The sequence below is a fragment of the Bifidobacterium coryneforme genome, from assembly GCF_000737865.1.
Classification (GTDB): Bacteria; Actinomycetota; Actinomycetes; order Actinomycetales; family Bifidobacteriaceae; genus Bombiscardovia; species Bombiscardovia coryneformis.
This window is the reverse complement of sequence record NZ_CP007287.1, coordinates 644,051-663,576: the sequence shown is the minus strand read 5'-3', so window position 1 is coordinate 663,576 and position 19,526 is coordinate 644,051. Positions and strand designations below refer to the sequence as shown.

Annotated in this window: 20 protein-coding genes; 1 reads left to right on the top strand and 19 read right to left on the bottom strand. The window is 61.5% G+C overall.

Going from position 1 to position 19,526, the window contains the following annotated elements; all coding sequences use genetic code 11:
- Nucleotides 1–11: 11 nt before the first annotated feature.
- The 3 genes from bcor_RS02455 to bcor_RS02445 form a co-directional block, all read right to left on the bottom strand.
- The gene (locus bcor_RS02455) at nt 12–1,667 is read right to left on the bottom strand and encodes a peptide ABC transporter substrate-binding protein (protein ID WP_038459147.1); all 1,656 of its coding nucleotides are present in this window, start codon (nt 1,665–1,667) and stop codon (nt 12–14) included.
- 143 nt (nt 1,668–1,810) lie between these two features.
- On the bottom strand, nt 1,811–3,505 hold the full coding sequence (locus bcor_RS02450) for a peptide ABC transporter substrate-binding protein (RefSeq protein ID WP_033497187.1): 1,695 nt from the start codon (nt 3,503–3,505) through the stop codon (nt 1,811–1,813).
- A 208-nt stretch (nt 3,506–3,713) separates the two neighbouring features.
- Nucleotides 3,714–4,655: a tyrosine recombinase XerC gene (locus bcor_RS02445; RefSeq protein WP_033497189.1), complete on the bottom strand. Its 942-nt coding sequence runs from the start codon at nt 4,653–4,655 to the stop codon at nt 3,714–3,716.
- Nucleotides 4,656–4,725: 70 nt separating this feature from the next.
- On the opposite strand from bcor_RS02445, the gene bcor_RS02440 reads away from it, so the two are divergent.
- Entirely contained in the window at nt 4,726–5,043 is a 318-nt protein-coding gene (locus tag bcor_RS02440; RefSeq protein ID WP_231570900.1) for a DUF6725 family protein, read from the top strand.
- Between the two features lie 4 nt (nt 5,044–5,047).
- Here bcor_RS02440 and bcor_RS02435 read toward each other — a convergent pair whose 3' ends face one another.
- The 16 genes from bcor_RS02435 to infC form a co-directional block, all read right to left on the bottom strand.
- Nucleotides 5,048–6,085: a prephenate dehydrogenase gene (locus tag bcor_RS02435; protein ID WP_033497449.1), complete on the bottom strand. Its 1,038-nt coding sequence runs from the start codon at nt 6,083–6,085 to the stop codon at nt 5,048–5,050.
- Between the two features lie 86 nt (nt 6,086–6,171).
- Nucleotides 6,172–7,197, bottom strand: a complete 1,026-nt coding sequence (locus bcor_RS02430; RefSeq protein WP_033497191.1) for a prephenate dehydratase domain-containing protein — start codon at nt 7,195–7,197, stop codon at nt 6,172–6,174.
- Nucleotides 7,194–7,745: a hypothetical protein gene (locus bcor_RS07210; protein WP_051875616.1), complete on the bottom strand. Its 552-nt coding sequence runs from the start codon at nt 7,743–7,745 to the stop codon at nt 7,194–7,196. Before bcor_RS07210 ends, bcor_RS02430 begins: the two co-directional genes overlap by 4 nt.
- 54 nt (nt 7,746–7,799) lie before the next feature.
- Complete coding sequence (gene typA / locus bcor_RS02420) at nt 7,800–9,719, bottom strand: translational GTPase TypA (protein WP_033497193.1); 1,920 nt, start codon at nt 9,717–9,719, stop codon at nt 7,800–7,802.
- A 120-nt stretch (nt 9,720–9,839) separates the two neighbouring features.
- Nucleotides 9,840–10,568 carry an SMC-Scp complex subunit ScpB gene (gene scpB, locus bcor_RS02415; protein WP_081870317.1) on the bottom strand — a complete coding sequence of 243 codons (729 nt, stop codon included), beginning with the start codon at nt 10,566–10,568 and terminating at the stop codon, nt 9,840–9,842.
- Nucleotides 10,565–11,392 carry a segregation and condensation protein A gene (locus tag bcor_RS02410; RefSeq protein ID WP_033497453.1) on the bottom strand — a complete coding sequence of 276 codons (828 nt, stop codon included), beginning with the start codon at nt 11,390–11,392 and terminating at the stop codon, nt 10,565–10,567. Before bcor_RS02410 ends, scpB begins: the two co-directional genes overlap by 4 nt.
- A gap of 8 nt (nt 11,393–11,400) precedes the next feature.
- Nucleotides 11,401–12,240 carry a ParA family protein gene (locus tag bcor_RS02405; RefSeq protein ID WP_033497194.1) on the bottom strand — a complete coding sequence of 280 codons (840 nt, stop codon included), beginning with the start codon at nt 12,238–12,240 and terminating at the stop codon, nt 11,401–11,403.
- An 82-nt stretch (nt 12,241–12,322) separates the two neighbouring features.
- Nucleotides 12,323–13,228, bottom strand: a complete 906-nt coding sequence (gene xerD, locus bcor_RS02400) for a site-specific tyrosine recombinase XerD (RefSeq protein WP_033497455.1) — start codon at nt 13,226–13,228, stop codon at nt 12,323–12,325.
- Nucleotides 13,229–13,298: 70 nt separating this feature from the next.
- Nucleotides 13,299–14,720 (bottom strand): sensor histidine kinase, encoded by a 1,422-nt coding sequence (locus bcor_RS02395; protein WP_158332621.1) that lies wholly within the window; start codon nt 14,718–14,720, stop codon nt 13,299–13,301.
- Nucleotides 14,711–15,370: a response regulator transcription factor gene (locus bcor_RS02390; RefSeq protein ID WP_033497457.1), complete on the bottom strand. Its 660-nt coding sequence runs from the start codon at nt 15,368–15,370 to the stop codon at nt 14,711–14,713. The genes bcor_RS02395 and bcor_RS02390 overlap by 10 nt, the downstream gene beginning before the upstream one ends.
- Before the next feature lie 166 nt (nt 15,371–15,536).
- Nucleotides 15,537–16,313, bottom strand: coding sequence for an ABC transporter permease (locus tag bcor_RS02385; RefSeq protein WP_033497197.1), 777 nt, complete (start codon nt 16,311–16,313; stop codon nt 15,537–15,539).
- Nucleotides 16,313–17,074, bottom strand: coding sequence for a lantibiotic immunity ABC transporter MutE/EpiE family permease subunit (locus bcor_RS02380; protein WP_033497198.1), 762 nt, complete (start codon nt 17,072–17,074; stop codon nt 16,313–16,315). The genes bcor_RS02385 and bcor_RS02380 overlap by 1 nt, the downstream gene beginning before the upstream one ends.
- Nucleotides 17,071–17,793 carry a lantibiotic protection ABC transporter ATP-binding protein gene (locus bcor_RS02375; protein ID WP_033497199.1) on the bottom strand — a complete coding sequence of 241 codons (723 nt, stop codon included), beginning with the start codon at nt 17,791–17,793 and terminating at the stop codon, nt 17,071–17,073. Before bcor_RS02375 ends, bcor_RS02380 begins: the two co-directional genes overlap by 4 nt.
- A 259-nt stretch (nt 17,794–18,052) precedes the next feature.
- Nucleotides 18,053–18,436, bottom strand: coding sequence for a 50S ribosomal protein L20 (gene rplT / locus bcor_RS02370; protein ID WP_033489862.1), 384 nt, complete (start codon nt 18,434–18,436; stop codon nt 18,053–18,055).
- 49 nt (nt 18,437–18,485) lie between these two features.
- The gene (gene rpmI / locus bcor_RS02365) at nt 18,486–18,680 is read right to left on the bottom strand and encodes a 50S ribosomal protein L35 (protein ID WP_033489861.1); all 195 of its coding nucleotides are present in this window, start codon (nt 18,678–18,680) and stop codon (nt 18,486–18,488) included.
- A complete protein-coding gene (infC, locus tag bcor_RS02360; protein WP_081870315.1) occupies nt 18,661–19,422 on the bottom strand; it encodes a translation initiation factor IF-3 in 762 nt (253 codons plus the stop codon). The genes rpmI and infC overlap by 20 nt, the downstream gene beginning before the upstream one ends.
- Between the last annotated feature and the right edge of the window lie 104 nt (nt 19,423–19,526).

The following is a 19,526-nucleotide window of genomic DNA, read 5'->3' as shown; positions in this document are numbered from 1 at the left end:
TCAGACCAAAATCACTTGCTGAGCTCGGAGTATTCGGGGACGCCCTTCCAGTTGAAAGTGAAGCCCTGAATATCCTTGGCGGCAATGCCGTTGGCGTTCCTGTAGTACAGCGGGATGGCGGGCAGGTCCTCGAAGAGGATCTGCTCGGCCTGCTGATAGATCTTGTTGGCTTCGTCAAGGCTCTTGGCGGAGGCCGCCTTGGTCAGCAGCTGGTCGAACTCGGAGTTCTTGTAGTCGCCATCGTTGGATCCCCTGCCATCGGCAGCCGAGGAAGCGAAGTTGCTCAGCAGGTAGGACTCGGGCGAGGGGTAATCGGGCTGCCAGCCGGAGCGGAAAGCCGAATCGGTGAACTTGCGGTTCTGGACGTTGCTGCGGAACTCGTTGAAGGTGGGCAGGGGGTTGCCGGCTGCGTTGATCTTCAGCGTGTTCTTGATGGAGTTGGTGACAGCGTCGTAGACCTCCTTGTGGGCACCATCGGCGTTGTAGGCGATCTTGAAGGAGTCGGCCTCGGTCCAGGGGCTGATCTTGTTGGCCTCTTCCCAGAGCTCGTTCGCCTTGTCGGGGTTGTACTTCAGCACGTCGGAGCCCTTGATGTCCTTGGAGTAACCGGGGATGACGGGCGAGGTGAAGTCGTGCACCTCCTGGCCGGTGTCGGCGAGCACCTTCTTGATGATCGCGTTGCGGTCGATGGCCATGGAGATGGCCTGACGGCGGAGCTTGCCTTCCTGGTCCTCACCGAAGTGCTTCATGTAGGTCGGCACGGTGAACATCTGAAGGACCGAACCGGGATCGTTGATGGCCTGAACGGAGCTGTTGGTCTGGAAGGTCCTGCGGTCGGAAGACGGGATGGTATCCAGAACATCAAGATGTCCGGCCTCCACGTCGCGGAATGCCGCGGTCGGGTCGAGGTAGGCACGGAACTCGATTCCGCCGTTCTTCACCTTGATGTCGCCCTTGTAGTTCTCATCCTTGACGACCTTGATGAACTTGTTGTGGCTCCAGGAGTCGAACTTGTAGGGGCCCACGGTCACCGGCTTCTCGCCGAAGGCCTTGGKGTCCTTGTAGAAGGACTCGGGCAGGGGTGCGAAGGCGGTGTAGCCGACCTGGACCGGGAAGGTGGACGAGGCCTCGTTCAGATCCACGGTGAAGGTCTTGTCGTCGACGACCTTGAGGCCGGAGAGCTGGGCGTCAGGTGCGACATCATCGCCCTGCAGCTCGTCATAGCCCTTGATGTCCGTGAAGAAGCTCGACCCCAGCTGCTTGTTGGCAGCATTGGCGGCAAACGACCAGGCCTTGGTGAAGGACTGCGGCGTCACAGGGGTGCCATCGGAGAACTTCCATCCGTCCTTGAGCGTGACGGTGTACTGCGTGTTGTCGTCGTTGGCCTTGATCTCCTTGGCGATCTCGTTCTTCGGCTTGCCCTTGTCATCAAACCGGACCAGCTTCGAGAAGAGGATATCGATGGGGTTGCCACCGCCTACCTCATTGGTCATGCTGGGGATCAGGGGGTTGGCGGGTTCTGGGTTGAACACACTGATCATGGTGTCGTTTCCGCCCTTGGCATCTGCGTTGCCAGCGGAATCGCCCGAACCACCGCAGGCGCTGAGCAGGAGCGCCATGGAGCACATACCTGCAGCAGCAATGGTAAGAACCGATTGCTTCTTCATAAACTTGCTTCTTCCTTTGTATTCCTGTTGGTACGAGGCGAGAAAGGAGATTTTGTCCTCTTCCCCGCAACGAATAATAATCTAAATCACGTAACGCCTATGTGAGCGAGGTTATCCAACATAGCGGACGGATGTGGTCAGAATCAATTATCCCGCTCTTCCCTGGACAGGTCCCAGAAGGAGGGCCACCCGTTCCATCCCGGTACCATCCCCCGCACCCTTCTGGACCCTGCACCGACATTGTTGACGGTGAAGAGCGGGATGGACGGAAGGTCCTCCAGGAGGGTCTCTTCCGCCTCCTGATAGAGCCTATTCGCCTCATCGACCCCCTGGGCCTCGCCGGCCTTCTTCAAGAGGTTTTCGAAAGCCGGACTGGCATACCCGGAAAGGTCTCGGCCTTGCAGAACCTCCGGACCGGCCGGGGATCTCCTACCATCACCGATTGCCACGAACCCTTGATTCAGGTAAGCCTCCGGCGAGGGATAGTCAGGCAGAATCCGGACCGGGAAGGCGACCTGACCGTACTCCCCCTTGTCAAGTCCAGACAGAAGCGCGGCCCTGGTGGGAACAGTCCTGACTTCAACATCGATGCCCAGGGCATTCCGAACCGATGCCGCCAGTCCCTCGTAAAAGGCTCCGGTGCCCTCCTCGGTCACGCAGATCAGGGGCAGGGAACGGTCGTGTGGCCACATCCTGATGGCATCGGCCTGGGACCAGGCTTCCCTGGCGGCCTCGGCACGGTACCTCAGATGCTCCTCCCCCTTCAGATCCTCGGACCAGCCGGGGATTGTCGGAGAGGTGAAGTCCGTGGGCTGCTGGGCCAGGTTGTCCAGGGTCTCCTCGATCAGTGTTCGCCTATCTATGGCCATGGAGATGGCCCGACGGCGCAGACGTCCTTCCCTGTCCTGCCCGAAGTGCTCCATACCGTTCGGAATGGTCAGCAGTTCAAGACCGGACCCGGCCTTGTTGTAGGACTGCAGACTGGAGTCCTCGACGAAACTCTTGCGTGCCGAGTCGGGGACCGTGGTGATCACATCCAGTCTTCCGGCCTGTACATCCGACAAGGCCGAGGCCGGATCGGAATAGACCAAGAAATCCACACCTGCATTCCTTATACCGATATCCCCGGTATAGGTGGCACTCCTGCGGATTTTCACCACTTTCCGGTGGGCCCAGGACTCGAAGCGATAGGGGCCGGAGGTGACCGGCCGACTGCCGAAGGCCACGGGATCCTTGTAGAAGGATTGCGGTAGGGGTGCATAGGCCAGGGCCCCTACCAGGATGGGGAAGGTCGCGGAGGGAGCGCTCAGGTCGACCGTGAAGGTCAGGTCGTCGACAATCTTCAGGCCGGAAAGCTGGGCATCCTTGGAGGTTCCGGCCTGCTGCAGGTCCTCATACCCCCTGATGTTGGAGAAGAGCATGGATCCGGCCTGCCCGTTGGCGGAATTGGCCGCCCAGGACCAGGCCCTGGTGAAGGAGGAGGACCTGACCGGACTTCCGTCCGAGAAGGACCGGCCGTCGACCAACCTGATTGTGTAGCGCGTCATCCGCTCATTGTGGGTGATTTCCTCGGCAAGGTCATTCTGCGGTTTGCCCTTGCTGTCGAACCGGACCAGACGGGAGAACATGGCGTTGACCAGCTGACCACCGCACTCGTCCGCCGTGTCGCTCGGAATCAGGGGCCTTGAGGGCTCGCATCCATATACCTTGATGATTGTGCCGGGGAGGGGCTGTTCGGTGGTCTGGGCGAGGTCCTCCGCATCAGTGCCGCCACACCCACCCAAGGCAAGGGAACAGGCCATGGCCGCAACAAGTGCCTTACCGATTCTCTTCTTCATCACACACCACTCCTGCCCACTGTAACCAGCAAGTAAAAACATGACCCTGCCCACATGATTGGCTACAGCGACCACCCTGCCCGGAGCTTTGACACCCCCGCATGCAGCACCGTTCATTGCTTTGCGGCTGTGGGCCTTTCGCAAAACGCCTCCACCACTGAACCTTAAAGGAAGCCCCATCCATATCGTCAGGCCCGGCCATAAACGTTCAGGCTCTGGGAAAGGCCAACCGATAGCGCTGACGCAGCTGCTCGATGGAAACATGCGTATAGCGCTGGGTGGTCCGCAAGGAGGAGTGCCCCAGCATCTCCTGAACCTCACGCAGATCAGCCCCGCCGTCCAGCATCTGGGTGGCAGCCGTATGGCGCAGGGAATGAGGGGCGATGTCGGGAACCTGGGCCCGGTCGGCGGCATCATGGACCACCTGTCGTACCTGACGCTGGCCTATCCGGCGACCGCGCACACCAAGGAAGAGGGCCTGATCATCATGAACCTCCCCTCCCCCACCGGTGCGTTCAATCAGTCGCGGCCTCCCCCCGTCAAGCCATCCATCCAGGGCCCGTTCGGCGGGAAGTCCGTAGGGCACTACCCGCTCCTTGCGCCCCTTGCCCAGGACCTTGACGGTCCGAGACCGGGGGTTCAGGTCGACCAGGTCCAGCCCGCACAACTCGGCAACCCGCATCCCGGTCGCATATAGCAGTTCCAGCATGGCTGCATCCCTGAGCTGGATGATTCCGGTCATGTCCTCATCCGCACCGTCCTCGACCGGGGACTCATCCACACGGTCCATCAGACGCTCGGCCTGGTTCCCGGTCAGAACCCGGGGCAGATGCTCCGACTGTTTGGGGGTCTTCAGTCCCTGGGCCGGGTCCGCCTCAATCAGGTCATGGTCGGCCAGGTAGGCGAAGAAGGAACGGATGGCTGCGGTCTTCCGAGCCATGGTGGACCGGGCATGGGACCGTGTTTCATGAGCCAGCCAGGACCGGAGGGTGGAGAGGTCCGTTTCGTTCAGATCCCTGATGCCCCGCAGTTCCATCAGGTGCAGGAAGGACGCCACGTCGGTCCGGTAGGAACGAACCGTATTCGGGCTCCGTCCCTGGATCTGGTCCAGATAGCGGGTGTATCCGTCCAGTTCTCGTTCAAAGGCCATCTGACACCTCCCATCCGGCCCAACCTAGTCTACCCGGGGCGGGACGCATATACTGGTCCCGGAGGTGACCATGCACTTGCCGAAAGAGATACCACCTGGTGTCCGTATTGTGGCCAGGACGGTCGAAGGGCGGGACCCGGAGGATGGGCGCCTCAAATTCCGCGACTACATAGGCCATGTCATTTCCTGGGACGGAACCACTCTGGACCTGAGCAGGGACCCGTCGGCCAACGGTTCGCGCGAAGCCCAGAAGGTTCGGTTGACGGCCACTTCGATAGTCGGGCTCAAACCCATTCCTGAGCGCAGATACCCTGCGGGGCACCATGACATGGATCAGGCGGGACTCAGTGACACCAATCCGGTCCAGGACCAATCGAACGAGGATTGAGGTCTCAGTCACCGATGGTCGGGAGCTGGACGACCCTGGCCTGGTGGGTGGTCAGGAAGACCTCGACCTCCTGTCCCCGCCTCGCTGATTCCAAGAGCTCGGATCGCCAGCCCTCATCACTGAGTGCCAGCTCGAACCTGTTATCCTCCTGGTCTGCACCGGCCAGCTCCGCCTTGTAGTCCCTGAAGGGACGGGCCTGGGTGAAGAAGTCATGGATGCCGGACCTGTTCCACCCCTCCGAGCCCCGGAGATTCTTGGCCACGGCACTCAGTCTGATGGCCATATCGTCCAGCAGGCCGGCCACCTGATCGGCATCCTCATCCACCATGGCCTCGGTCCTGTCGGGATCGGTCAGGGCCACCCGGGTCATGTCACGCCAGGACCCTGCCGCCAGGGCAGCTGCTATATTCCTGTCGTCCGAATCCACGAGGAGGTTGGCCAAGGCGATGGCCACCACGTGGGGCATGTGCGATATCAGAGCGGCCGCCCTGTCATGTGTCTGGTCATCAAGGGCAATCAGTCGGTTCCCCAACCCCTGGGTGACCATATCCGCCACGGTCAGGAAACGGCCGTAATCAGTGTTCTCATCTACGGTCAGGGCCCAAAGCGCCCCCTCAAGAAGACCAGGATCGGAAGCCTCATAGCCGGAGAACTCGCTACCCGCCATCGGGTGCCCACCCACATACCGGTCGGACAGGCCGGCTTCACGAACCTGCTGGCGGACCAGGCCCTTGACGCTGCCCACATCGGTCAGGGTGGTTCCGCGTGTCAGGACCGGGGCCAGACGACCCAGCATCTCAGGCATGGCCTTGAGCGGGGTGGCCAAAACCAGCACATCAGGCTTGCCCTGGGCCAGCTCCTCCAGGGTCTCCACGCAGTGGATGCCCTCGGACCTGGCTGCCTCGTATGGGCGGTCCGTATGATTCCAGGCCACCACGAACCTACCCTGCCGCGCCAGGCGTCTTGCCAGCGACCCGCCGATCAGCCCCAGACCGGCAATCGCGATCTTGTGGGCCGATGTCAGAATGGGCGATGCCGTCATACCAGCCATGGGGTGCATTGCATCCGGCCCGGTCGCAAGGTCATCACCGTGGGCATGGACGGACCCCGCCTGCAGCTGTTGGTCCTCTACCATAACAACTCCTTATCAACCCCCGACTTGTCCAGGTTACGTTCCCTCCAGGCACCTGCCCTGGGCAGCATCCAGTCCGGTATGGGAGGATCGGGGCGCTCCATCCGGGGATATACGGCCAGGGTTTTGATCCAATCCCCCAGGTCCAGAAGGTCCTGCATGACACCACCCAGGGCAGGCTCCCAGGGGGCAGCATCGATGGTGGCGATGAAACTGTACGTCCCGTCGTTGCCTTTGATGGGGCGGGACATGAAGGAGGTCATGTTCAGCCCCGCATCGCGGAACCTATCCAGGAGGTCGGCAAGAACACCCGACCCGGTATGGAGCGGAATGAAGGCGATGATGGACTCGAACTCGCGTAAGGGCCTGGACCCGGCACCTTCGCCTGCACCGGCACCCTTCGCACCTTCGGCCTGAGATCGCCCGAACATGGCCTTGGCCAGACCGGGCACCTCCTCACGGGGGGCCAGAAGAAGGAAGTCGGTGCGGGCGCCCTGGTAGTCCTGAACCTCGCTCTTGTAGGTCTGCAAACCGTACAGGCCCCCACAGAGTCTGGGCCCCAGGGCCACCTGATCCTGCCCCAGGTCACGGCAGGCCGCTGCATTGGAGGATGCCGCCTCCTCCGCCAACCCGATGTCACGAATGAATCCTCGGCACTGTGCCAGGCCATGCGGATGGGCGCTGACCGCGCTCAGCCTCCCATGGTCAGGGCGTACAAAGGCATCAAATACGATAGGGAGACTTGTCCTGCCGAACCCGGCCACATTCGTGGAATCGATCAGGGCATCCATGTTGGGGATGACATGACCCTCAACGTTGCTTTCCCAGGCGATGATTCCCCAGCATCCGCCGGATTCCACCGCTTCGACGATCCGGGTGGCCCGGTCGCAGGGCACCAGATCGACCTGCCGCCCCAGGGAGGCTTTCAAGGAGACGGAGGCCTCAACAGCGGCCTGATGGGTGAACGACCCTTGGGGGCCGAGATAGCACAACCCGACTGAAGAATTCCGATCGGAGCTCATGCCTTGACTTCTTTCGTGGAGGCGGTTCCTGCTACCTGATGCCCATCATGGTCCTGACCAGCTTCCTCCCCGGGTTCGGAGACCGGCCACTCCCTGATGATCCCATCATCGAACCAGGTCCTGGGAAGGCAGAGCGCCAGGAACTGAATCAGTACCAGTCCCCCCATCCAGAGGAACACGGCGTACTTGGCAAAAAAGCTCGGGAAGTCGGCATAGGGCATGAGTACATCCCCACCGGGCCCTCTCATGGACAGGGCCCAGACGACCATCGTGGAGGCCACCAGGTGGAGGGACAGGCCCAGGGTGCCGGAATCGTTACGGACCCACCAGGAGGCCAGGGCCACCAGAAGGTAAGCCAGGGCCATCCCCCAGGGAATGCCGGCGGCCGCCCCGGATCGTTGGACCAGAGTGCCCAGTGTGCCCACCAAAACACCAATGACCAGGGCCAGAAGATACCGACTGGGTCGGATCGCCTGACGCCTGGTCACCTGCTGCTTCCCACCGGCATCCTCATCATCGGCATGGATTGTGTCATGCTGTCTTGCCATGGGAATCAGCCTAGTCCGACCCGGTCACCGAAGCCTCGACCGGGTCGGGTCGTGTCACTTCTTGTTGGCGCGACGCTGGCGGGCATTCCACTTGTACCAGGCGTCACGGTCCAGGATGATCTTGCGCACGCGGATGGACTCGGGTGTTACCTCAACGCACTCATCGTCATTGGCGAAGTCCAGGGACTCCTCCAGGCTCATCTGGATGGGCGGGGTCAGGGTCTCCAGAACATCAGCCGTGGCGGAGCGCATGTTGGTCATGTGCTTCTCCAGGGTGATGTTGATATCCAGGTCCCCGGGCTTGTTGTTGATGCCGACGATCTGTCCCTCGTAAACCGGCGACTGCGGATTGACGAAGAAGTCACCACGGGCCTGGAGCTTCTGCATGGCGTAGGGGCTGGCCTTACCCGAGCGGTCTGAGACCATGGACCCGTTCTGACGGGTCTTGATCTCACCGGCCCAGGGAGCATATCCGGCCGAGATGGAGGACGATATACCCGTGCCGCGGGTGGCGGTCAGCAGGGCCGTACGGAAGCCCAGAAGGCCGCGGGAGGGAACGGTGAACTGCATTCGCACCCAGCCGGATCCGTGGTTGGTCATCGTGTCCATCCGGCCCTTGCGGTCAGCCATGAGCTGGGTCACGGCACCCATATACTCCTCGGGCACATCGATGGTGTCGGACTCCATGGGCTCCTGGACCTTGCCGTCGACCGTCTTGGTGACCACCTGGGGGCGGCCCACGGTCAGCTCATAGCCTTCACGGCGCATCTGCTCGGCCAGAACGGCCAAGGCCAGCTCACCGCGGCCCTGAACCTCCCAGGCATCCGGACGGTCGGTGGGGATGACCTTGATGGAGACGTTGCCGATCAGCTCGCGGTCCAGACGGTCCTTGAGCATGCGGGCGGTGAGCTTGTGGTCCTTGCCCTCGGTTCCCGCCAGGGGCGAATCGTTGGTGCCGAAGGTCATGGAGACGGCCGGGTCGTCAACGTGAATCAGGGGCAGGGGCTTCGGGTCGCTCTGGTCGACGATGGTCTCGCCAATCATGATGTCATCGACACCTGCAACGGCCACGATATCGCCGGGGCCTGCCTCGTCCACGGGGAACCGATCCAGCCCTTTGGTGCGCAGAATCTCGGTCAGCTTGAAGTTCTCGATGGAGCCGTCCACGCGGGAGAGCCCATACTGCTTGCCCTTGAGCAGGGTTCCGTTGTAGATGCGGACCAGTCCCAGACGGCCCAGATAGTCCGAAGCGTCGATGTTCGTCACATGGGCCTGAAGGGGGGCGCCCTCCTCGTACTCGGGGGCCGGGATGTTGGTCAGGATGGACTCGAAGAGCGGCTCCAGATCATCATTGTCGGGCACATCGCCGTCGGCGGGCTGGTTGAGCGATGCCTTACCGGCCTTTGCCGCGCAGTAGATGACAGGGAGGTCCAGGAGGGAATCCAGATCGAGGTCCACTCCCTCCTCGCTCACATCCTGGGCAAGACCCAGAAGGAGGTCGGTGGACTCGGAGACCACTTCGGAGATACGCGCATCGGGACGGTCGGTCTTGTTGATGACCAGGATGACGGGCAGCTTGGCCTCCAGGGCCTTGCGCAGGACGAACCGGGTCTGGGGCAGGGGGCCTTCCGAGGCATCAACCAGCAGGACAACACCATCGACCATGGAGATGCCGCGCTCCACCTCGCCACCGAAATCGGCGTGGCCGGGGGTATCAACCACATTGATGGTGATGCCATCCGGCTGCCCGAGCTTGGGGGCAAGGGGACCGGTGTACTTGACGGCGGTGTTCTTAGCCAGGATTGTGATGCCCTTCTCGCGCTCCAGGTCATTGGAGTCCATGACCCGGTCGGGCACCTCCTCGCGATCGGAGAAGACGTGCGACTGCTGGAGCATGGCATTGACCAGGGTGGTCTTGCCGTGATCAACGTGTGCCACAATCGCAACATTTCGTATATCGCCGCGTACCGCCATCAATACCTCATTCTCGTAAGTGCTTCATCTCATGTCGCCGGGATTCCAGGGCCGGAACAAACAGCCGCCGAAGACTCCCCAAACGGGCATGGTCCAAGGATTGGACAAACAGAGACAATACTAATCGTCTTTGCTGACAGGACCATGAAGACCCTCACCCTGAGCGGAAACCACCCGATCCGCGCCCTGGGGCAGGGCCTCCTGGACCTGGGCAAGGGCCGACTTCTCGTCGGGTAGGAAGGGGGCCAGGGAGGGCAACTCCTCCAAGGAGTTCAACCCCATCTTCTCCAGGAAGATGCTCGTGGTGACCAGGCGGGCGGCGTGGGTATCCGGATCGACTCCATCCTCACGGACCAAACCACGGACCAGGAGGGAACGGATGACCCCGTCGGAGTTGACCCCACGGATCTGCCCCACCTCGGAGCGGGTCATGGGTTGGCGATACGCCACAATGGCCAGGGCCTCCAGGGCGGCCTGGGAAAGCCTGTCCGTCTGCCCATCCTTGACGAATGCGGCAACGACGGGTTGATAGTCCGGGCGACTGTCCAGCTGCCACCCCCGCGTGGTCTCCCTGAGCTCGAATCCCCTTCCCTGATAGGACTCCGCCAGGGCCTGTAGGGCCGTCTGGGCCTGATTCGGTTCGACGGCGAGGACCCTTGAGAAATCCTGGCTGGTCAGGGGTTGGTCCGTGGCCATCAGAATGGCCTCCAGGCATCCCGCCAATCCGCCCGGGAAGTCGTCTACATCGAAATCCACATACTCCGGTCGGGTATCGGGATGTGTGACGGGAACCTGCCCCTCCTCCCCCGGCAGTCCATCCGCCTGGGTCTCTGGTTTGTCCTGGCTCATGCGAAGTCCCCCTCACTGATCCCTTGGAGATCTTCCTTCTCGGTACCGCCCACCCAGCGAAGATAGAGAGGCTCGTATGGCCCTTCCTGCTTGTACTGAATCAGCTGCTGCTTGAAATAGACCAGAACGGCCAGGAATCTGGCCACAATCTCGAGGTTCCCTTCAGCCGAGGCGATGATGGACGCGAATGCCACCGGCTGTCCGGGAGTGGCCACCAGGGCCTCACGAACCAGATCAGCCTGCTGGTTCAGGTCGACCAGGGGCACGTGAAGCTGCCCCAGTGAAACCTGGGAAGCCGGGGCATTGGCCAGGGCTGTGGCCGCCAGAAGGGCCAGGTCCCCGGGGCTGGTGACCCAATCAAGTTCAGGCATGAGGCTGGCCAAACCGTCATCCAGCCGCCCCGGATGAGCGTACCTGCCCGAGTTCGCCGCCAGAATGGCCCGGAAATCCTCACCGGCCTCTTTGAAGGCGCGGTATTGCAGAAGCCTGGCGAAGAGGAGGTCACGCTCCCTCAAGGCTTCCATGGAGGCCTGATCGCGCAGGGACTCATCCTCAACCGGCAGGAGAGCGGCGCTCTTGGCCTCCACCAGGACGGAGGCGACATCAAGAAAGGCGCTGGCCTGATCCAGACTGGTCTGGAAATCCAAGGTGCTCACATAGGACAGAAACTCGCCGGTCACCGCAGCCAAGGAAACCTCGGTCAACTCGAGCTTCCTGTTGGCCAGAAGGCTCAGGAGCACATCAAAGGGACCCTGGTAGACATCCAGGGCGACCGAAAACCCCTCGCCCGATTGGTCGATGGACTCCGCAGGGGATTCTGCCACGACCCCGTTCACGCCACGATGCCGCGGGAGATCAGCTCCCTGGCAACCTCCCGATACTCCTTGGAGGTCTTGTGCTCGGGAGAGAACATAGTGATGGGCTCGCCCGCCACCGTGGCATCCGGCAACTTGATGGAACGGGAGATGACGGAGTGGAGGACCCTCCCCTCGAAGGCCTCGTGAATACGCTGGAGAACCTCCTCCGAATGCAGGGTGCGGGTGTACATGGTGACCAGTACCCCATAGACCTCCAAATTCGGGTTGATCCTGCTCTGCACCTTCTCGATGGACTGCATGAGGAGCGCCACGCCACGCAGGGCGAAGAACTCCGCCGCCACCGGGATGACGACCCCATCCGCCGCAGTCAAGGCGTTGACCGTCAGGAGACCCAGGGAGGGCTGGCAGTCGATGATGATGGCATCGTATTCATTGAGGAGGGGCCTGATGGTCGAGGCAAGGACCTGCTCGCGCCCCACCTCGGTGACCAGCTGAACCTCGGCAGCCGACAGGTCGATATTGGCGGGGATGATGTCAAGCCCCGGGAAACGGGTGTGGTGAACCACCTCATGCACGTCGAGGGATGAATCGAACATAGCCGTGTAGATGGTGTGGTCAACGCTGTTGGCATTGATACCCAGACCCACCGTAGCGGCCCCCTGGGGATCGAAGTCGACAATCAGGACCTTGCGCCCATAGAGACTGAGCGCACCGGCTATGTTGATGGAGGAAGTGGTCTTGCCCACGCCGCCCTTCTGGTTGCACATGGCGATGACACGGGCAGGGCCGTGCTGTTTCAAAGGCTCAGGGGCTGCGAAAGTCTCATACTCGCGCCCTAACAAATCCGTAGGCATACCTCTAGCCTACCAACATCCGGGAATCATCCGCTCAGGGCGGGTTTACCGGCAGGGTGTGACGTTTCCGAGACACCTTCCCTCAACGGGCGCGGGGGTGCGCCGTCTGGTAGGCCTCAATCAGTCCTTGAGGGCTCACGTGGGTATATATCTGCGTCGTGGTGACCGAGGAGTGTCCAAGAAGCTCCTGAACGGACCTGACATCGGCGCCACCCTCGATCAGATGGGTGGCGAAGGAGTGCCGGAGGGTGTGCGGGTGCAGGGGCCGCTGGATTCCCGCCCGCTCACCGGCCTTGCGCACCACCTCCCAGACGGATTGCCTGGTCAGGCGCTTTCCGCGTTTGTTGAGAAAGACGGCCGTCAGCTCCCTTCCCCTGGTGGCGCGGCCCTGCAAATCCGGACGACCAAGGTTCAGGTATGACTCCAACGCCGTGCAGGCGTACGAACCGACCGGGACCAGGCGCTGCTTGTCGCCCTTGCCCGTCAGGCGAACCACATGCTCGTCCAGATCCAGATCGTCCAGGTTGGCACCCACTGCCTCCGATACCCGGCAACCCGTTGCATACATGAACTCAAGGAGGGCCTTGTCCCTGAGTACCACCGGGTCCTGCGACCCACCCATGGCGGCGGCGTCCAGGAGTCGGGCGACCTCGTCAACGGTCAGGACATCAGGCAGGGAGGTCGTTCCCTTGGGAGCTTTGACCCCCCTCGAAGCGTCCTCACCTGTCACCCCCTGCTGCAGAGCGAATTTGTGCCACTCATGGACAGCGGCCAGACGGCGGGAACGACTTGCCGGGCTCTCCGACGAGAGTCCGGCAAGGAAGCCCTCCACATCCCCCTTGGTTACCTGGTCAAGGCTGCGGATACCCTGCTTGGAGAGCCATCCCGCATACATACTCAGGTCCGACCGGTAGGCCTTGACCGTCGCCGGCGCCAATCCCCGTTCCACACCCGTATAGGCAAGGAACTGGTCCAGCAGGTCCGCCATCGCCTTCGGAAGGTCATCGGGGATGGTCCTGCTCCCCTCCCGGTCGTGCTGGCTGGTCATAGGCGGTATTCTATCCCCTCCGACCTTCCGTCCGGAATGTCAGGACGACCTTGGCCCCACCCAGATCGGCCGAGCTCCCCAGGCTGATATCGCCACCCTGCTCACGGGCATCACGTTTGGCCACGCTCAGCCCCAGTCCGAAGTGATGCCCCGACCTGCTGGGGTCACCCATATACGACTGCTCGGTGGCCCGCTCGAGATCCTGCCGGGTGAATCCCGGGCCGCTGTCCTCCACTGTGAATACCAGGCAACCCGGTTGTTTCATCATCTGCCGGTCGGGAGCATCAAGCTCGACCCCGATCCGGATACGCCCCTGGTCGGGGGTGTGCTCAACGGCGTTGACCAGGACGTTGCCCAGGGCCTGCACGGTCAGGTCGGCATCGAGATTCACCTCGTCCGCTGTGAACTCCCCGACTTCAAGATCGATGGACTTGTCGAGGACCTGGCCCCTGACCATATCGTTGACCGCGTTTACGAGTACCGACAGGTCGCAGTATCTTCGCTCGGGTCCGGCCTCCGGTGTGCAGAGGGAGGATTGAATCAGAGCCGAGGTCAGCTCCTCCAACCTCTTCTCCTCCGAAGCGAGCCTGTTCAGGTATTCCGTCTGGTCCGCATCCAGGTCAGTCTCCCCCAGGAGGTCCGCCCAACCTGCGATGCCCGTGAGGGGAGTCTTGAGATCATGGGCCAGGGCGGCCGTCCTCTGCCTGCTCTCCTCCTGGGTCCTCCACTCACTTTCCAGGGAGGAGCGAAGGTTGGTCTTCATCACGTCCACGGACCCCAGCACCTGGTCGAATTCGCGAACGGTGGATGATCCTACGGCGAAGTCCAGGTTCCCGGCTCCGATGTAATCCACGGCCCGGCTCAGGGGGGCCACCCCCCGGCGCAGATACCTCCCCAGAAGAAGGATGCCTACGACAGCGACCAGGATGACGTTGACGGCCATGCAACCGTTCAGAACGGTCTCAGGCGAGGGCAGCGCACGATTCAAGCCATCCTCGGCATAACGGGCGCCCATCTGATAGGAAATGACCACGTACCCCTTCTCCTGCGGAATCACGACGAAGCTCCCCGCCGCCTTCATGCCACTCGCCGATATGAGGTCCAGGATCCTTGAACGGGTCCGGGCATCCATATTCGAGGATTGCACCTTGAGGCGGGAATCAAGGACCATGTATGCACTGCAGGAGGGCAAATCACTTGGGCGGAAGGTGGTGTCCCCCATCAGGGTCATGGCATATTCGCCAACGGACTCCTCGCATGAGTTCGCCGGCAGGATGAGTCCCGTATTCACGCCGACCGCCAGCCCCAGGATGGGAAGCCCAAGACCAAGGGCTTCCGCAGCCGTGAACATGACCAGAAACCACCCCAGAATCGTATTCAGCTTTCTTCCGTGGCCGCGCTGAGGGACTGCGCCGGGATTCTTCACACCCACAGGTAACCCACCCCCCATCTGGTATGAATCGGAGCCATTCCTACCTCCTGAAACTTGGCCCTGATGTTGCCTATATGGGTGGCTACGGCGGCAGCCTCCCCACGCGGATCAAGGCCGGATACCTCCCGGTGTATCTGCTCCTTGGAATAGACATGCCCACGGTTGACGGCCAGGAACTCACAGATGGCGTACTCGGTCGGTGTCAGGTTGATGGCACGGTCCCCGCAGGTGAGTTCCTTGGCGGACATGTCGAAACGGAACTCACCCAGGGTCAGCACCTGCGAGCGCGCCCGACCTTCCCGGCGCAGGTGCGCATCGACCCTGGCGCGCAGCTCATCCAGGTGGAAGGGTTTGGTCAGATAGTCATCCGCACCGAGGCCGAGGCCGCGAACCACATCCGCCTGGTCCGTCCTGGCGGTCAGGAAGATGATGGGAACCCCGGTGGCCTCACGGAGCCTACTGACCAGCTCGAATCCATCCATACCGGGCATCATGATGTCCAGGAGGACCAGGTCGAAGTAGTCCAGGTGAAGCATGTCCACCTTCCGCGGGTCACTGACTGTGGAAACCTGGTGCCCCTCCTTGCCCAGTCCGATGCGGATGATGTCCAGGATGGACTCCTCATCATCCACCGCGAGAATCCTGGCCATGACTACCTCCTTACAGCACCCGGCCGCGCAGACCGCCTGACCTGCCTCAATGCCAGACCTATACGCATGGACCGCATCACCTGCGACCAGGATGCCATCCATCCCTCACGTTGCGTCATATTCCTTTGGCGCGGTCACGTATTGCGGTAAGTCTCCGTCCATCTTCTCATTCGTTCCGCTCATAGCCGGGCCGACAGGCCGACACCCAGATCATCGCCAAGAGCCAGGAGGCACATGTCAGCAGGATGCCCATCCCCCATCCCAGGTTCTGCTGGATGCTATAGGCCGCAAAGGCCGTCTGGCCCGTGCCACCGGTCTGAGCAGCCTGGACCAGGGCTGCAACCCCCACGGGGAGTCGTGAAGGCAGGGCGGGGAGCAGAAGCCACCATATGCCGTCACCCAACCCGGTCTGAAGCAGGAAACCCATAAGACTGCCGAACACCCCGACCAGTATGCCGACCTGACGCCCCCACACCATAGCAACCACCATGGTCAGGGGAATCAATGCCGCCCCACCGAGAACGAGTCCCAGCAATATCAACAGCCACGAATCCTTCCCCATCGGGTTCTGTCCGAGGAGGTCCATACCCAGAGCGAAAAGACAGACTGCAACCGCACAGACCAAGGCGTAGAGGAGTTCGAGATACGTCAGGATTCCGGCAAGGGCCAAGCGCCGAGAGGGCACTCCCATAAGGGCCGCATAGTTGCCGGCCCTGAACTCCCTTTCGGATATGAAACCGCAGACCAGTCCCACAACCAGGGGCAGGATTCCTCCTATTGCCTGCAGGTATCCCGTCACCTTGTACCAGGGCTCATAGGGGGTCACGGCAAAGTAGGCGAGGAAGAGGAGCACACCAACAAACGTGATTACAAGAAGGATGGGGGTGAACCATGAATGCCGTTGACGGATCGCCTCCGCTCTGATTGACCCGATCAGACTCATCAGACCGTCTCCCTCTTGGAAAACCACCGAGAACCAAGCACGGTCAGGGCCAGGAAGAGGCTCACGGAGATGACCAGGGACAGGGCCGATTGCACACCGAAGACCTCGAGGGGACTCTCCGCCCGCATGGGCAGCCCATTGGGCAGGACCCCCAGCACCGGTGCAGTTGTGGTCAGTGAGGATGCAGATGGCACCAGCCACCAGATCGGGCTATCCCAGGCCATGCTACCTGCATACTCCAAGAAGAAAGGCAGGGCCATGCCGAAAATCGGCCCTACCGCGGCTGTACCCAGCAGGCCCAGAGGGATCAACCAGGCGGACGTGGCCAGATTGAGCATGAAAGCCGCAAAACCTGCCTGAAGAGGGGTACCCCCCAGACCCAGCATCCCAGGCAGTACGGAGGCAAGCAGGAACACGACCAGATTGGATACCACACTCCACAGGAGAACCACCGCCGTCTTTGCAAGGAAGGCCAGACCAGGATCCCGCGGAAGCAGGAGAAGGGAACGAAGACGCTGCCGGGTGTCCTCCCCCATTACCGTGACAGCCAGGAGGGCAAGAAGGGCAGGCTGGAGAATGGAGCCCCACCAGTTCCATATCTCACTGACCATAACCTCGGTTCCCGGACCTGCGGGCATGAGGAGGATCAGAAGAAGCGCAAGAACCAGATCAAGAACCGGCATGCCCAACCCCAACCAGGGCAGGGCGGAGTGGCGGCTTTTCAGCAGCTCGGCTCGGATTGCAGCCCCAAGCACCCTCATCGTGCACCTGCCTCTGCGGATACGCGCCGGCATTCCCGCATGAACAGCTCCTCCAGATCAACGGAGTGGTCCAGACTGTGCTCATAGACCAATCGACCCTGGGCTATGATGCCGATGTGATCCGCCACCTGGGATATCTCGCTGAGGATATGGCTGGAAATGATGACCGTGGTGCCTCCGGCGGCCAGGGTGCGAATAAGGGCACGGAGATCCTCGATACCCATGGGGTCCAGACCATTGGTGGGTTCATCCAGGATGAGCAGCTCCGGATCCGACAGGAGGGACAGGGCGATGCCCAGCCGCTGCTTCATCCCCATGGAGAAACGACCTGCCTGCTTGTTTCCCGTGTCGACGAGACCAACGGTCCGCAAGGCCCGGTCCATGGTGGAGGGGTCCAATCCAAGAAGGGTGGCCCTGACCCGGAGATTCTCACTGGCGGTCAGGTTGGGATAGAGGGGCGGACTCTCAATCAGAGCACCGATTCGGTAGAGGTCCTCCCTGGTCCAGGGGTGTCCTTGGAAAAGGATGCTGCCCTGGCTGGGGCGGAGCATGCCCGTCAGCATCTTCAATGTTGTGGACTTGCCGGCGCCGTTGGGGCCAAGCAGACCGTATATCTCCCCCCGTCCGACATGCATATCGATCCGATCGACCGCCTTTCTGCGGTTATGCCCCCTACCGAACCATCTGGTCAGCCCCCTGGTTTCGATGACATAGGTCATGATTCATCCTTTCTCGACTCCTATCGGTCAAGGATGGATCAGAGATTTCAAGAATTCATCAAGATAGGCTGAGCTATACCTCATTGACCGAGATACGACGACACGAGGTTGAACTCAAAAGGCATCGACACAGCTTCAAGGCTCCGGAAAGACCATCGCCGGATACGAAAGAACCCCGCCGTAGCGGGGTTCTACAAGAATGCAGTCACAGGCACCAAGTCAGCCGATGACTCGGCGACGGCACCCGGAAAGACCGGACTCAGGCCTCGACGGGGGCATTCACGTCGGCGGGCAGAGCCTTCTTGGCCTCGTCCACAATGGCATTGAAGGTATCGATGTCATTGACGACCAGGTCGGCCAGGGCGCGGCGGTCCAGCTCGATGCCGGCCAGGCGCAGGCCCTGGATGAAGCGGTTGTAAGTGATGCCCTGAGCGCGGCATCCGGCGTTGATGCGCTGGATCCACAGTTTGCGGAAGTCACCCTTACGGGCCTTGCGGTCGCGGTAGTTGTAATTGAATGAGTGGAGCAGCTGCTCCTTGGCCTTGCGGTAGAGGCGTGAACGCTGACCGCGGTAGCCGGAAGCCCGCTCAAGGACGACCCTGCGCTTCTTGTGCGCGTTGACTGCCCGCTTGACTCGTGCCATAGATATTCCTCAGCTTTCTAAAAATCTAGTTCAATGACCAACGGCCCGCTCAGCGGCCCAGCATCTTCTTCATGTTCTTGGACTGGCTCGGAGCAAGCACCTGATCGGTGGAGAGGTGGCGGCGCTTCTTGGCCGACTTGTGCTCCAGATTGTGGCGCATACCGGACCCGGCGGCCATCAGCTTGCCCGTGCCGGTGACCCGGACTCGCTTGGACGCGGCAGAGTTACTTTTCATCTTCGGCATTGCTGCCCTCCTTGGATTTCATCTTCTTCGGGGAAGTAGTGGTTGACTTGGGAGCCTTGGGAGCGGGAGCGGCGTCGATCTTCTCGACGGTCTGCTCGGCCTCGTCCTCGGCCTGCTTCCTGGCTTGGGTCTCATCGGACTTGGCGGCCAGACGTGCCGCCTGCCTCGCCTGACGCTCAGCCCTGGCCTGGCCGCCCCTGCGGCGCTGCTCGGACTGGGTGTGGACCTTCTTGCCCTTGGGGGCCAAGGTCATGATGATGTTACGACCCTCCTGCTTGGGGGCGAACTCGATGGAGCCCAGATCAGCGACATCATCGGCCAGCTTACGGAGGAGTTCCACGCCACCGATGGGCCTGGACTGCTCCCTGCCACGCAGCATGATCGTGACCTTGACCTTGTCTCCGGCGGACAGGAAGCGGCGTACGTGCCCCTCCTTGACCTCGAAATCATGGTCGTCGATCTTGAGACGGAAACGAATCTCCTTGATCTCCGATGTGCTCTGATTGCGACGGGCCTCACGGGCCTTGATCTTCTCGTTGTACTTGAACTTGCCGTAATCAATGAGCTTGGCGACCGGAGGTTTGGCCTGGGCTGCCACCTCGACCAGGTCCAGGTTCGCCTCCTTGGCCAGATTGAGTGCGACCGAGGTTGCGATAATCCCGACCTGTTCGCCGTTCGGGCCGATCAGGCGTACCTGAGATGCTCGTATCTCGTCGTTAATCCTTGGTTCGTCGCTAATGATGACTCCTTTTCAAATTCACACAACACCCACTGCAGGCGGACAACCATCAGGAACCGCAAGCGACGAATTCACAGCATGAGCCGGCGGAATCCTCCATCCGGAGG

What these genes read in the sequence shown, in the direction of transcription:
- bcor_RS02440 (WP_231570900.1), top strand. Translation starts at nt 4,726, where the DNA reads ATGCACTTGCCGAAAGAGATACCACCTGGTGTCCGTATTGTGGCCAGG.
- rpmI (WP_033489861.1), bottom strand. Translation starts at nt 18,680, where the DNA reads ATGCCGAAGATGAAAAGTAACTCTGCCGCGTCCAAGCGAGTCCGGGTC.
- bcor_RS02375 (WP_033497199.1), bottom strand. Translation starts at nt 17,793, where the DNA reads ATGACCTATGTCATCGAAACCAGGGGGCTGACCAGATGGTTCGGTAGG.
- scpB (WP_081870317.1), bottom strand. Translation starts at nt 10,568, where the DNA reads ATGAGCCAGGACAAACCAGAGACCCAGGCGGATGGACTGCCGGGGGAG.
- bcor_RS02445 (WP_033497189.1), bottom strand. Translation starts at nt 4,655, where the DNA reads ATGGCCTTTGAACGAGAACTGGACGGATACACCCGCTATCTGGACCAG.
- xerD (WP_033497455.1), bottom strand. Translation starts at nt 13,228, where the DNA reads ATGGCGGACCTGCTGGACCAGTTCCTTGCCTATACGGGTGTGGAACGG.
- rplT (WP_033489862.1), bottom strand. Translation starts at nt 18,436, where the DNA reads ATGGCACGAGTCAAGCGGGCAGTCAACGCGCACAAGAAGCGCAGGGTC.
- typA (WP_033497193.1), bottom strand. Translation starts at nt 9,719, where the DNA reads ATGGCGGTACGCGGCGATATACGAAATGTTGCGATTGTGGCACACGTT.
- bcor_RS02405 (WP_033497194.1), bottom strand. Translation starts at nt 12,240, where the DNA reads ATGCCTACGGATTTGTTAGGGCGCGAGTATGAGACTTTCGCAGCCCCT.
- bcor_RS07210 (WP_051875616.1), bottom strand. Translation starts at nt 7,745, where the DNA reads ATGGCAAGACAGCATGACACAATCCATGCCGATGATGAGGATGCCGGT.
- bcor_RS02435 (WP_033497449.1), bottom strand. Translation starts at nt 6,085, where the DNA reads ATGACGGCATCGCCCATTCTGACATCGGCCCACAAGATCGCGATTGCC.
- bcor_RS02385 (WP_033497197.1), bottom strand. Translation starts at nt 16,313, where the DNA reads ATGAGTCTGATCGGGTCAATCAGAGCGGAGGCGATCCGTCAACGGCAT.
- bcor_RS02430 (WP_033497191.1), bottom strand. Translation starts at nt 7,197, where the DNA reads ATGAGCTCCGATCGGAATTCTTCAGTCGGGTTGTGCTATCTCGGCCCC.
- bcor_RS02450 (WP_033497187.1), bottom strand. Translation starts at nt 3,505, where the DNA reads ATGAAGAAGAGAATCGGTAAGGCACTTGTTGCGGCCATGGCCTGTTCC.
- bcor_RS02380 (WP_033497198.1), bottom strand. Translation starts at nt 17,074, where the DNA reads ATGAGGGTGCTTGGGGCTGCAATCCGAGCCGAGCTGCTGAAAAGCCGC.
- bcor_RS02390 (WP_033497457.1), bottom strand. Translation starts at nt 15,370, where the DNA reads ATGGCCAGGATTCTCGCGGTGGATGATGAGGAGTCCATCCTGGACATC.